The 12,592-nt window shown below is 43.0% G+C and carries 14 protein-coding genes; 10 read left to right on the forward strand and 4 right to left on the reverse strand.

Annotated elements, in window-relative coordinates:
• Positions 1 to 144: 144 nt before the first annotated feature.
• The gene (locus AACQ42_RS05395) at positions 145 to 1,167 is read left to right on the forward strand and encodes a porin (RefSeq protein WP_094165356.1); all 1,023 of its coding nucleotides are present in this window, start codon (positions 145 to 147) and stop codon (positions 1,165 to 1,167) included.
• A 101-nt stretch (positions 1,168 to 1,268) separates the two neighbouring features.
• The gene (locus AACQ42_RS05400; RefSeq protein WP_254918564.1) at positions 1,269 to 1,883 is read left to right on the forward strand and encodes a DUF2057 family protein; all 615 of its coding nucleotides are present in this window, start codon (positions 1,269 to 1,271) and stop codon (positions 1,881 to 1,883) included.
• 66 nt (positions 1,884 to 1,949) lie between these two features.
• Here AACQ42_RS05400 and AACQ42_RS05405 read toward each other — a convergent pair whose 3' ends face one another.
• The 4 genes from AACQ42_RS05405 to AACQ42_RS05420 form a co-directional block, all read right to left on the reverse strand.
• Positions 1,950 to 2,417 carry a YchJ family metal-binding protein gene (locus AACQ42_RS05405; protein ID WP_141195644.1) on the reverse strand — a complete coding sequence of 156 codons (468 nt, stop codon included), beginning with the start codon at positions 2,415 to 2,417 and terminating at the stop codon, positions 1,950 to 1,952.
• Positions 2,418 to 2,484: 67 nt separating this feature from the next.
• Entirely contained in the window at positions 2,485 to 3,699 is a 1,215-nt protein-coding gene (locus AACQ42_RS05410) for an EAL and HDOD domain-containing protein (protein ID WP_088728945.1), read from the reverse strand.
• Between the two features lie 103 nt (positions 3,700 to 3,802).
• The gene (lpxH, locus tag AACQ42_RS05415; RefSeq protein ID WP_019280922.1) at positions 3,803 to 4,537 is read right to left on the reverse strand and encodes a UDP-2,3-diacylglucosamine diphosphatase; all 735 of its coding nucleotides are present in this window, start codon (positions 4,535 to 4,537) and stop codon (positions 3,803 to 3,805) included.
• Between the two features lie 36 nt (positions 4,538 to 4,573).
• Positions 4,574 to 5,068: a peptidylprolyl isomerase gene (locus AACQ42_RS05420; RefSeq protein WP_010319203.1), complete on the reverse strand. Its 495-nt coding sequence runs from the start codon at positions 5,066 to 5,068 to the stop codon at positions 4,574 to 4,576.
• A 179-nt stretch (positions 5,069 to 5,247) separates the two neighbouring features.
• Between AACQ42_RS05420 and cysS the strand changes: the two genes are divergently transcribed.
• The 8 genes from cysS (at position 5,248) to ybgE (ending at position 12,582) form a co-directional block, all read left to right on the forward strand.
• Positions 5,248 to 6,630 (forward strand): cysteine--tRNA ligase, encoded by a 1,383-nt coding sequence (gene cysS / locus AACQ42_RS05425; protein ID WP_094124411.1) that lies wholly within the window; start codon positions 5,248 to 5,250, stop codon positions 6,628 to 6,630.
• 81 nt (positions 6,631 to 6,711) lie between these two features.
• On the forward strand, positions 6,712 to 7,233 hold the full coding sequence (gene ruvC, locus AACQ42_RS05430; RefSeq protein ID WP_013856565.1) for a crossover junction endodeoxyribonuclease RuvC: 522 nt from the start codon (positions 6,712 to 6,714) through the stop codon (positions 7,231 to 7,233).
• 100 nt (positions 7,234 to 7,333) lie between these two features.
• Entirely contained in the window at positions 7,334 to 7,954 is a 621-nt protein-coding gene (gene ruvA, locus AACQ42_RS05435; RefSeq protein ID WP_064625522.1) for a Holliday junction branch migration protein RuvA, read from the forward strand.
• Positions 7,951 to 8,955: a Holliday junction branch migration DNA helicase RuvB gene (ruvB, locus tag AACQ42_RS05440; RefSeq protein ID WP_017042275.1), complete on the forward strand. Its 1,005-nt coding sequence runs from the start codon at positions 7,951 to 7,953 to the stop codon at positions 8,953 to 8,955. The genes ruvA and ruvB overlap by 4 nt, the downstream gene beginning before the upstream one ends.
• Before the next feature lie 472 nt (positions 8,956 to 9,427).
• Entirely contained in the window at positions 9,428 to 11,014 is a 1,587-nt protein-coding gene (cydA, locus tag AACQ42_RS05445) for a cytochrome ubiquinol oxidase subunit I (protein WP_029189795.1), read from the forward strand.
• Positions 11,015 to 11,031: 17 nt separating this feature from the next.
• Positions 11,032 to 12,168 (forward strand): cytochrome d ubiquinol oxidase subunit II, encoded by a 1,137-nt coding sequence (gene cydB / locus AACQ42_RS05450; protein WP_013856570.1) that lies wholly within the window; start codon positions 11,032 to 11,034, stop codon positions 12,166 to 12,168.
• A gap of 11 nt (positions 12,169 to 12,179) precedes the next feature.
• Positions 12,180 to 12,287: a cytochrome bd-I oxidase subunit CydX gene (gene cydX / locus AACQ42_RS05455; RefSeq protein ID WP_000270284.1), complete on the forward strand. Its 108-nt coding sequence runs from the start codon at positions 12,180 to 12,182 to the stop codon at positions 12,285 to 12,287.
• A complete protein-coding gene (ybgE, locus tag AACQ42_RS05460; protein WP_013856571.1) occupies positions 12,280 to 12,582 on the forward strand; it encodes a cyd operon protein YbgE in 303 nt (100 codons plus the stop codon). Before cydX ends, ybgE begins: the two co-directional genes overlap by 8 nt.
• Positions 12,583 to 12,592: the final 10 nt, after the last annotated feature.

Genomic DNA, 12,592 nt, shown 5'->3' on the forward strand with positions numbered 1-12,592 from the left:
TTGACATGCAGGGTAATCTTTTGCAATCTAATCCTTGAGATTTAATGGCGGCAACGAACCGAGTTTAAATTTGGAAGTTGCCAGCAAAAACAAAGGGAACCGGATAAGGAATTCCCATACATAAGAAAAGGCAGTGGATTAATTATGAAAAAGACTCTATTAGCACTAGCAGTGCTTGCGGCAGCAAGCTCAGTTAACGCAGCAGAAATTTACTCTAACGACAGCACTTCAGTTGGCCTTAAAGGCGAAATTGATGCTTACTTAATTCAAAAAGAAACAAGCAAAGATTATGCTAAAACTAAAAACTCTGCAGATTTCTCTACTTGGGCGAAAATCCAGCTAGATGCTTCTCATAAGCTTTCTAATGGCCTAACCACTTTTGGTTCTTTTGAATTTGAAGGTGACGGTTCTGCTGGGGTAGTAGTCGACGACCTATATGTCGGTGTGAAAGGCGATATCTGGGGTGTGGCTGTTGGTGAAACTGGTGATTTCGCAGAATCTTTTGATGCAATTCAAAAAACCGATATTGCTAACGAAGGTAACTACATCGGTCTAGATCGTCCTTACGAAAGCAAAACAGAAGGTCTTGCACTGAAAGTGACTCCTGTTGGTGGCCTAACCTTAGTTGCGGATGTGTATACTAATAGCACTGACAAACTAGATAACTCTTACGGCCTATCAGCTAACTACGCGATGGACATGTTCTCTGTTGGTGCTTCATTCAACAGCAGTGAAGTGGCAAAAGACTACGATGCAAGTTCATTCGGTGTATCTGCTTCTGTTGATGTTGCTGGTTTCTTCTTCGCGGCAACTTATCTAAGTACTGAAGGTCTAAGCTCTCTTGGTGCTGCAGATGTCGCGTCTGTTAGTTCAACTTCTGGCGCAGTAGAAGGTGATGTATGGAACCTAGCAGCATCTTACCAAATTGATGCGTTACGCCTATACACTACTTATGCATTCGCTGATTTCGATAAAGCCGTATCTTTTGCTAATGTAAGCCAAAAAACTACTATTGATGCGCAAGTGACTGATTTGGTTGTAGGTGTTGACTATGCCGTTTCTAGTAACGTACTCGTGTTCGTTGAATACGAAACAGCTGAAGCTAAGAAAGCTTGGGCGGGTAATGATTACGAAGATATTACTCTAGGTGTTTACTACACATTCTAATTCGAGTAATTTGATGAACTAAAAGCCGACGCTTAGCGTTGGCTTTTTTCATATAGGAGCTGTAAAAGAAAATGGTAAAGAACGTTATTGTAAGTTTATTGATGTTAGTGAGTTTTTCTTCATTATCTCAATCGCTTGATTTGCAAAGAGGCATTACTTTGGAAGTGCTGAATGAAGCGCTATTCACGGATGAAGAAAAACCAATATTTATTGATGGTGAAAACCAATTGGTTCTCACCTTTGCTGGTCGCTTAAAGAAAGTGGCTAAGCCAGAGTATTTCTCGTCTCTCCCTTATGTCATTCGAACAGAGATTAAAGCTGGAGATAAGCTATCTGTGGAGCTTGTTTCGGGTCGATACGAAGTTATTCAGGAGAAGCAGTTTAAGAGTGAGCCGATTTTTGTTTTGAAGAAAAACGGAGTCGAAGTCACAGATAGTAAACAATATCGCCTTGAGCCAGAAAATGGTTCGCTGATGCCTTATTCAGATATTCGTTCTTTGACGATTAAGCAAAACCGCAAAGAGGGTGTCATTTTTGAATCTGGAAAGTTTCATCATTTGACCGACGAATTAAAATCGTTGGGCACTTCAGCTCAATCGACAAAATATACTGAATCGGAAGCGGCCTTACAGCTAAAAATTTGGTTTAGTAAAGCTTCAAAAGAAGAAAGACGAGAGTTTTTGGATTGGGTTGTGCAAGGTCTTTATACTGAATAGGTTACTCCGTACTACACCATAATTCCAGGATCCAAAGTCACATAGCTGTGTGTGACTTTGAATCTCTTACCCACAACACTTCTTAAATTTCTTGCCGCTACCGCAATGACATGGGTCATTTCGTCCTAGCTTCGTTGGTGTGTTCTCCTGTGGAAATTCACCGTCAACGTAGAACCAGATACCATTTTCTCGTATAAATCGTGAACGTTCTTGCAGACAAAATTGCTGTTGATTCTGTGTGTAATAGGCTTTGAAATGAACGAAGCCTTCATTTTCGTTGTTGCGGATACTTGCGGAGATGACGTCTAGCCCACACCATTGACTGCTGATTGATTCTTCAATCGCGTCACGTTGCTGTGGTGCATTGCAACTCGGATGATAGGTATTGATGACGAAATCAACCAAACCCAGAACATGGGCACTATAGCGGGCTCTCATCAGTTGCTCTGGATAGATGGCTAAAGCTGAATCACTGTGGATTGGTTCACAACAGTGTTGGTAATCTAAATGACTACCACAATAGCATTGGTTCATAAATCCTCTCAAATTGCCCATTCATATAAGACGGGGAAGTTTAAGGAGATCTAAACTCGATGTCTACTCAGGAGTGGACACCCAGTAAATCGGCTGTCCATTTCACAGCTTCGTTGTAACACTCTTTCACCACGGGCTCTTCGATATTTAACGCATTAGCAATTTTCTCAACCTTTTGCCAGTCAGCCTGTTCATAAGCTCGAGTTAACTCGAGTACCAGACCTAATTCTCCTTTCCCTTCTATTAATGCAAGTTTAACGTATTCGTCGATAGGCATCTCTTCCATGATACTTTCTAAAGGTTGATCAAGTAGGCTATCGAGTAGCGAAAACATTCCTGTCAGGAAGGCCGAACCGGGTTCGACGTTCATTTTTGCTTTCACACCGATCAGCTCGCAATATCTTGCCCTTTGAATGGATAAACCATACAAATAGTCCGGTTTAGATTCTTGCGTCGAAGCAATAGCAACCAAGGAGATAAACTTTCTCAATCGTTGTTCACCGAGATAAATCAGCGCTTGTTTAAATGAATGGATTTTTGAACTGACTGTTGCGGATGAGTTAACAAAGGTTAACAGTTTATAAGATAAGGTCAGGTCGGTGGCGACAAGCTCCTCAATGGCTTTGTAATCGAGGTTAGATTTGGCTATTTCTTTGAACAGTTGCACCACAGTAAGAAATGCGGGTTCTAACGCTTTGCGCTGTAACATCTCTGGTTTGCTAAAAAAGTAGCCTTGAAAATAGGTAAAGCCCGCCTTTTTAGCTTGCTTAAACTCTTCATAGGTTTCTACTTTCTCAGCAAGGAACTCAATTTTCGTCGCACCAAGTTTTTGAATAAAGCGAGTGGCTTTTTCAAGGGGAACGATACGGATGTCAAATTTGATAATTGACACATAGGGGAAGAAGACGAGCCAGCCTGAACTGGGTACAAAGTCATCAAGCGCAATTCGGTAACCAAGCTTCGCCATCTTTTTAATTGCTTCTAATAACTCTAAAGTTGGTTCGCAATCTTCCAATACCTCAACGACCAAGTTTTGCGCAGGAAAAAGCGTAGGCACGAGGTTAATCAGGCTTTGATAAGGAAAATTGACAAACCCTAAATGCTTACCCAGCGTATTGTAATGAGTGGATAAAAAATGATCAGAGAGTAACCGGCTCGTTGCTAAGTCCGGGTCTATATCTGGAAAGGTGTTCTTAGGACCGTCTCGAAATAGCAGCTCGTAGCCGATAGTTTTTCGGTCACGATCGAGTATGGGTTGTCTGGCGATATAGGAGTATTTCAAGGCAAGACTCTTATCTAATTATTGATATTATTGATTATACTTATTATAGCTTAACTTTTGATTCGACCACTTAAACCAATTAGTACCAGAGTGCGACTTGTCGTCAGTTTTTAGAACTAAAAGGTCGAGTTTGCAGTTCGTAACCATCATTAGCATAGACTAAGACTGAACCTTGGGTGTACCAGTCACCCAAAACAATTCGCGTTGCGGTGCCATGAAGTTGATTTCTGTGATGAATCTCTGGTCGATGAGTATGGCCATGAATCATTAAATCGACCCCATACTGGGTCAGAACTCTATCCACTTCACTTTGTGTAACATCCATAATATCCATAGATTTCATTTGCTTATCATTATGGATGCCCGACTGTACTTTACCCACAATACGAACCTTTACAAAAAATGGCAGCCGATTAAATACCCATTGTAGCCAAGGCTGGTGAACCTTCTTTCGATAGGCTTGATACTTTATATCGTCAATACAGAGTGTGTCGCCATGCAACACCACGGCTTTTTTTCCGTAAAGGTCAATTACTTGTTCTTCTTGGAGAAGAGTGATTCCGGTTTCTTTCGCAAATCGTTTGCCAAGCAAGAAGTCGCGGTTTCCTTGAGTAAAATAGCAAGCAACCCCTTCGCGAGTCAGTTGTTTAAATTCCGATTTTATTTGGTTGGCGAAAGGTGAATTATCATCGTCACCTATCCAAAATTCGAAAAGATCGCCAAGCACGTACAGTGCATCGGCATGAATGGCTTCTTCGCGCATGAAACGGATAAAACACTCGGTGATATCTGGTCGAGAAGGGCTTAGGTGTAAATCAGAAATAAATAGTGTATGCATAATAAAAATAAGGAGCGCATAGCGCTCCTTTTACCGTTACTCTTCGATGGTTGTGCCAGAAATGAACACTTCTTCTAGTGGAACATCTTGATGCATGCCCATAGAGCCTGTGCTCACGGCTTTTATTTTGTTCACAATATCCATACCTTCGATCACTTCAGCGAACACGCAGTAGCCCCAGCCATCTCGGCTTTCTGAACGAAAATCTAGGAATGTGTTGTTGTTCACGTTGATGAAAAACTGAGAACTTGCAGAGTGTGGATCCATAGTGCGCGCCATGGCAAGAGTACCGATCTTATTGCTTAGGCCGTTGTTGGCTTCGTTTTTAATCGTTGCGCGAGTTGTTTTTTCTTTTAGGCCAGAGGTCATGCCGCCGCCTTGAATCATGAATCCATCGATAACGCGGTGGAACAGAGTGTTATCGTAAAAACCGTCACGGCAGTACTGTAGAAAGTTTGCGCTTGTTTCTGGTGCTTTTTCTTCATTAAGTTGAATTTTAATATCACCAAAATTCGTGTGAAGGATGATCATGATAGTTACCTTTATCTATTTTTCGTTGAGGCCCGGATTTTAACTGAACTTTGGACACATTCAAATCAACAAATGTCTTTAGGGGCCGTATTATTGCGAGAGAATAAGGATGACCAAGCTAGGCTAGAGTTGTTATACTGTGAAGCCATTTTAGTTCAAACAGTTATTAGATAGAGATCATGCTGAAAATATATAACTCAATCACTAGACAAAAAGAAGAATTCAAACCAATTCATGCCAACAAAGTGGGTATGTATGTCTGTGGAGTCACCATTTATGATCTCTGTCATATTGGCCATGGTCGCACCTTCGTTTCTTTTGATGTGATTTCTCGCTACTTGCGCTACTTAGGCTATGACCTTACATTTGTGCGTAACATCACTGATATTGATGACAAAATCATTAAACGTGCTGCCGAAAATGGTGAATCTTGCGATTCGCTAACCGAGCGCTTAATCGCAGACATGCATGCAGATTTCGATGCATTGAATATGAAACGTCCAGATGTCGAGCCTCGTGCAACCGCTTATATCCAAGAAATCATAGGCTTGGTGCAACGACTGATTGAACGCGGTTTTGCTTACGTTGCTTCTAATGGTGATGTGATGTTTGAAGTCAGCAAATTTGACGAATACGGCAAGTTATCCAAACAAGATCTCGATCAGCTTCAAGCGGGCGCTCGTGTTGATGTTGATCTTGCTAAGCGTAGCCCACTTGATTTTGTGTTGTGGAAAATGTCGAAGCCGGGCGAGCCCACTTGGGAATCCCCATGGGGAGAAGGACGCCCAGGCTGGCACATCGAATGTTCGGCGATGAATTCAGCGATTTTGGGTAACCACTTTGATATTCATGGTGGAGGCTCTGATTTGCAGTTTCCTCACCATGAAAATGAAATTGCTCAATCATGCTGCGCACATGACACTCCCTATGTGAACACATGGATGCACAGTGGCATGGTGATGGTGGATAGAGAAAAAATGTCTAAATCATTAGGGAATTTTTTCACAATCCGCGATGTACTTGCTCACTATGATGCGGAAACGGTGCGCTATTTCTTGATGTCGGGCCATTATCGTAGCCAATTAAATTACAGCGAAGATAACCTAAAACAAGCGCGAGCCTCGCTAGAGCGTCTATACACAGCGTTGAGAGGGTTGGATTTAACCGTAGCAGTTGCGGGCGGTGAAGAGTATGTCAGTCGCTTTACGATAGCGATGAATGATGACTTTAATACGCCAGAGGCTTATTCCGTATTGTTTGATATGGCACGTGATATCAACAAGTTGAAGACAGAAAATCTTCAGCAAGCCAGCGCTCTTGGCGCACTTATGCGTGAGCTTGCCGATGTGATTGGCATTTTGCATCAAGATCCAGAAGCGTTTCTTAAAGGGGACACTAATGGCGACGAACAAGTGGCTGAGATTGAAGCTTTGATCAAACTGCGTAATGACTCACGTGCAGCAAAAGATTGGGCTAATGCTGACGTGGCACGCGATAAGTTGAACGAACTCGGCATCATTTTAGAAGATGGCCCAAGTGGGACTACTTGGCGTCGTAAATAATCAGGCAGTTAACTTGTCGATGATGGGCTTGAACTTTATTGGTTAAGCCCATTTTGTTTTTCGTCCACGATTAAGGTTTTCATGTCAATTATTTTAGGTATAGATCCCGGCTCGCGAATCACAGGTTATGGTGTGATCAGGCAGCATGGACGATATTTGTACTATCTTGGTAGTGGATGTATTCGTACATCCGAAAAAGAGTTACCTGGGCGGCTCAAGCAAATTTACGCTGGCGTGACGGAAATCATCACACAGTTTCAGCCTGATGTTTTTGCCATCGAGCAAGTATTTATGGCAAAGAATGCGGACTCAGCACTCAAACTCGGGCAAGCAAGGGGCAGTGCTATTGTGGCGGCGGTGAATGCGGATCTTCCAGTCTATGAATATGCCGCTCGACTGGTTAAACAATCTGTAGTTGGTACGGGTAGTGCTGATAAAGCGCAGGTGCAACATATGGTCCAGCAAATGCTCAAATTATCGGCTAAGCCACAAGCGGATGCCGCTGATGCTCTGGGTGTGGCAATTTGTCATGCGAATACCAATAAAACCTTGATTGCGTTAGCTGGGCGGGCAAGCAGTGCTAAAAAAGGCCGATATCGCTGAAAAACCGATCTCGAGCGGGGTGGTATTTTTCTACTGGCTATACATCCAGTTATTTATTATCATCCGAGTCAAATAACCTCATTTCTCTAAGGAATTTCCTGTGATTGGACGTCTTCGCGGCATTCTGATTGAAAAGCAACCTCCAGAGCTATTGATTGAAGTCGCTGGCATTGGTTATGAAGTTCAAATGCCAATGAGTTGCTTCTATGAACTCCCTAAATTGGGCGAAGAAGCGGTCATTTATACCCATTTTGTGGTCCGAGAAGATGCGCAGCTTTTATATGGTTTCAACTCGGTAAAAGAGCGAGCTTTATTTCGTGAAGTGATTAAAGCGAATGGCGTCGGGCCAAAATTAGGCTTGGGTATTTTGTCCGGAATGACGGCCGGTCAATTTGTTTCATGCGTTGAGCGTGAAGATATCTCCACATTAGTTAAGCTTCCTGGTGTGGGTAAAAAAACCGCTGAACGTTTGGTTGTTGAGATGAAAGATAGGCTGAAAGGTTGGGGAGCCGGTGACCTCTTCACTCCCGCTACTGACGCTGCGCCAGTCGATAACAATTCCTTGGAAGCGCTCACGAGCAATGCGGAAGAAGAAGCGATCAGTGCGTTACTTTCTTTGGGTTATAAGCCTCAACAAGCTTCTAAAGTAGTGGCACAAGTAATGAAGGCTGACATGACCAGTGAAGCGCTGATTAAAGAAGCCTTGAGAGCAATGGTATGATTGAAGCTGATCGCTTAATTGCCCCTGATAGCCCTATTTTTAAAGATGAAGATATTATTGATCGCGCGATTCGTCCCAAAAAATTAGCGGATTATCGTGGCCAAGATCATGTACGCAATCAAATGGAAATCTTCATTAAAGCGGCACAAATGCGCAGCGAACCACTCGACCATCTCCTGATTTTTGGCCCTCCAGGGCTTGGAAAAACAACATTAGCCAATATCGTTGCCAATGAGATGGAAGTGAATATCCGCACAACTTCTGGTCCGGTATTGGAAAAAGCAGGAGATTTGGCGGCATTACTGACTAACCTTGAAGAGAACGACGTTCTTTTTATTGACGAAATTCATCGCTTAAGTCCGGTGGTTGAAGAAATTCTTTATCCCGCAATGGAAGATTACCAGCTCGATATAATGATTGGCGAAGGTCCAGCCGCTCGGTCCATTAAAATCGATTTACCCCCTTTTACGCTGATTGGGGCAACAACTCGCGCTGGCTCGTTAACCTCACCCTTGCGTGATCGCTTTGGTATTGTACAGCGCCTTGAGTATTACAAAATTGATGATCTACAGTACATAGTGCAAAGAAGCGCGGACTGTTTAGGATTGTCGATGGAAGCGGATGGTGCACTTGAAGTGGCTAGGAGAGCAAGGGGAACGCCTCGGATTGCCAACCGTTTATTGCGCCGAGTTCGAGATTACGCTGAAGTGAAAGGCAACGGGCACATATGTATAGAGACTGCAGATAAAGCGCTAAACATGTTGGATGTTGATAGCCAAGGTTTCGACTATATGGATAGAAAGCTATTACTAGCGATTATGGACAAATTTGGCGGTGGCCCTGTTGGTCTCGATAACCTAGCTGCTGCAATCGGCGAAGAAAAAGATACCATTGAAGATGTGTTAGAACCCTTTCTTATCCAACAAGGTTATTTACAACGGACACCAAGAGGACGAATGGCGACCGATCGCGCCTATCTTCACTTCGGAATTGAAAAATAAGTTTACACCTCATCGTCATTTTTAGGTGGTAAGCACAAAGTGTGAACTACATCTTATTTATGATAATTTCATTATCACTAAAGAGTTAATGATGTGAAGTGTATTGTTAACTCTCTGTGTGATTCGTTGTATTAATTTCTATCCCTTTCACTAAATACTCACAACAATTTCATTCTTCCTTTGATGTGGATCATTTTGTTCTTTTTTTGTTCAGATTTGCCGCGTGAAAATTGATGTAAATCAAGGCTTTTTTCTCCCATAAATCTTTTGAAACAACCTGCATTTAGAAGTAGTATTAGTCCCAGCTATATTAGCTGATGCTTAACAATTAACTAACCATAACGGTACATGCTTGCAACAAAATTCTGATATTTTTCAACATTTGATGAGGTTATATCACTGATGAATTTTGAGGAATTTTAACCCGTTTAGCATGTCAAAAGTGTCATTCAGCCGGCACAAAGGAGTTACCATGATTGACGTCGTTGATCTATCGCGGTTGCAGTTTGCACTGACAGCGATGTATCACTTCCTGTTCGTTCCATTGACTCTAGGTATGGCTTTTCTTTTAGCCATCATGGAATCTTTGTATGTAATGACTGATAAGCAAATCTATAAGGACATGACAAAGTTCTGGGGTAAGCTTTTTGGTATTAACTTTGCCCTTGGGGTGGCCACTGGCCTCACTATGGAGTTCCAGTTCGGTACAAACTGGTCATACTATTCCCACTATGTAGGTGACATTTTTGGCGCCCCTCTTGCGATTGAAGCACTTGTAGCCTTCTTTTTAGAATCAACCTTTGTCGGTTTGTTCTTCTTTGGGTGGGATAGACTATCAAAACGCCAGCATTTGGGCGTGACTTGGTTGGTTGCTCTGGGGTCCAATTTCTCGGCACTTTGGATCTTGATTGCGAATGGTTGGATGCAAAACCCAGTTGGCGCAGAATTCAATTTTGAAACTATGCGTATGGAAATGGTCAGCTTTGCTGAAGTCGTTTTCAACCCAGTTGCTCAAGTGAAATTTGTGCATACCGTCGCTTCTGGTTACACCACTGGCGCGATGTTCATTCTTGGTATTAGCTCATATTACTTGCTGAAAGGTCGAGACGTTGCGTTTGCACGCCGCTCATTCGCTATCGCTGCATCATTCGGCATGGCCGCTATTTTGTCCGTGATTGTGCTTGGTGATGAATCAGGATATGAAGTGGGTGAAGTTCAAAAGGTGAAGCTGGCTGCGATTGAAGCTGAGTGGCACACGGAACCTGCACCGGCTGCATTTACACTGTTTGGTTTGCCTAACCAAGACGCCATGCACACCGATTATGCAGTAAAAATTCCGTACGTGATGGGTATTATCGCTACACGTTCACTGGATACCGAAGTCACAGGGTTACGCGATCTACGCGATCAACACGTTGACCGAATTCGTAACGGTATGTATGCCTATGAACTGTTAGAAAAATTACGTGCAGGCGAAAAATCACCAGCAAACATTGCCGCTTTTGAAGAAGTGAAAGGCGATTTGGGCTACGGCTTATTGCTAAAACGTTATACCGATAAAGTGAGCGATGCAACGGAAGAGCAAATTCAAGCCGCCGCCGATGATTCAATTCCAACCGTATGGCCACTATTTTGGTCATTCCGCCTGATGGTTGGTGTCGGTTTTGTGATGCTATTTGTCTTTGGTGCAGCATTTATTCAAACTTGCCGTCAGAAAATTGAGCAAAAACAATGGGTACTTAAAGCCGCCTTGTTCAGTATTCCTCTACCGTGGATTGCAATTGAAGCGGGTTGGTTTGTTGCTGAATATGGCCGTCAACCATGGGCTGTTGGTGAAATATTGCCGACCAATGTTGCTGCTTCTGCGCTAACTCTGGGCGAATTATGGACCTCATTGTTTGCGATTCTTGCACTGTACACAGTGTTCTTGATTGCTGAAGTTTACCTGATGGTTAAATTTGCTCGTAAAGGGCCTAGCAGCCTGAAAACTGGTCGTTATCACTTTGAGCAAAACGCAAACTCTGTTGAAGACAAAGTTAGCCGTCAAGTCGAAGCATAAGGCAGGGAGATAGAATAATGTTTGATTACGAAATCTTGCGACTAATTTGGTGGGTGCTGATCGGCGTACTGCTGGTTGGTTTTGCAATCACGGATGGTTTTGACATGGGCGTTGGTGCTCTTGTTCCAGTCATTGGTAAGAATGACAGTGAACGTCGTGTCATGATCAACTCTATTGCTCCACACTGGGATGGTAACCAAGTTTGGCTTATCACGGCAGGCGGCGCACTGTTTGCGGCTTGGCCGTTAGTCTATGCGACATCATTTTCCGGATTTTATTTGGCTATGATTGTTACATTGGCTGCATTATGGCTTCGTCCGATTGGTTTGGATTACCGTTCAAAAATTGAAGATCCAAAGTGGCGTAATACTTGGGATATCTGTATTTCAATTAGTGGCTTTGTACCACCAGTCATCTTTGGTGTTGCCTTTGGCAACTTACTACAAGGCGTGCCATTCCAACTCAGTGATTTCATGATGCCAACGTATCACGGTTCATTTTTTGGTCTGTTGAACCCATTTGCTCTGCTTTGTGGCTTAGTCAGCTTGTTTATGATTATTTTACAAGGTGCCGCTTGGCTACAGATGAAAACCACCGATGAGCTGCATGCACGCGCTCGTGGCGTCGCTCAACTAATGGGCTTGTTGGTTGCTGTTACTTTCGTCGCTGCAGGGTTTTGGATCCAAAACATCGATGGTTACGTGATTACCAGCGTAATTGATACACATGCTGCATCAAACCCACTCAATAAAGAAGTGATACGTGAGGCGGGGGCGTGGATGGCTAATTTCAACGCTTACCCATTACTATGGATCGCACCAGCTTTGGGTGTTGCCATGCCACTACTTGCTGTGTTGGCGTCGCGTTTTGAAAAAGGTGGTCTCGCATTCTTGGCTTCTAGCTTAGCCAATGCGGGTGTGATTTTCACCGCTGGTTTTGCGATGTTCCCATTTATCATGCCTTCAAGCTTAGTACCAAGTAACAGCTTGACCATGTGGGACTCAACATCGAGTGAATTGACGTTGAACTTAATGACAGTGGTCGCTTTTGTAATGGTACCTATCATTCTTGGTTACACCACTTGGACTTACTACAAGATGTTTGGTCGTCTTGATAGCAAGTTTATTGAAGAAAACAAAAACTCACTTTACTAAGGAGCATAGATATGTGGTATTTCGCATGGATTCTAGGTGTGCTTTTAGCTTGTGCATTTGGCATCATCAACGCTCTTTGGTTAGAGCATTCTGAAATGATGGACAAAGACAGTGAGTAAACTTGCAATGCAAGTCACTGAGTACCATAAACTGGTTGATAAGACTCTGCTCAGAGTCTTATCGCTCTTGCTTGGTTTTTATCATATCGCCATGATTATGTGGGATCCCGAGTTGTATTCTCAGAGCATTGGTGGTTTTAACGCGGTTATTTCACCACTCATGATATGGGCGCTGTGTGCAAGTATGGTTTTTGGTGTTGGCTTTAGACCACGCAAATGGTTTTGGCAATTATTGTTTAGCCCCTACATTTCATTATCGATCTTAATTTACCTAACGATTATTCGACTAGTTTGATATTTACTGT

The sequence above is a fragment of the Vibrio sp. V12_P9A6T4 genome, from assembly GCF_963874835.1.
Taxonomy (GTDB): Bacteria; Pseudomonadota; Gammaproteobacteria; order Enterobacterales; family Vibrionaceae; genus Vibrio; species Vibrio anguillarum.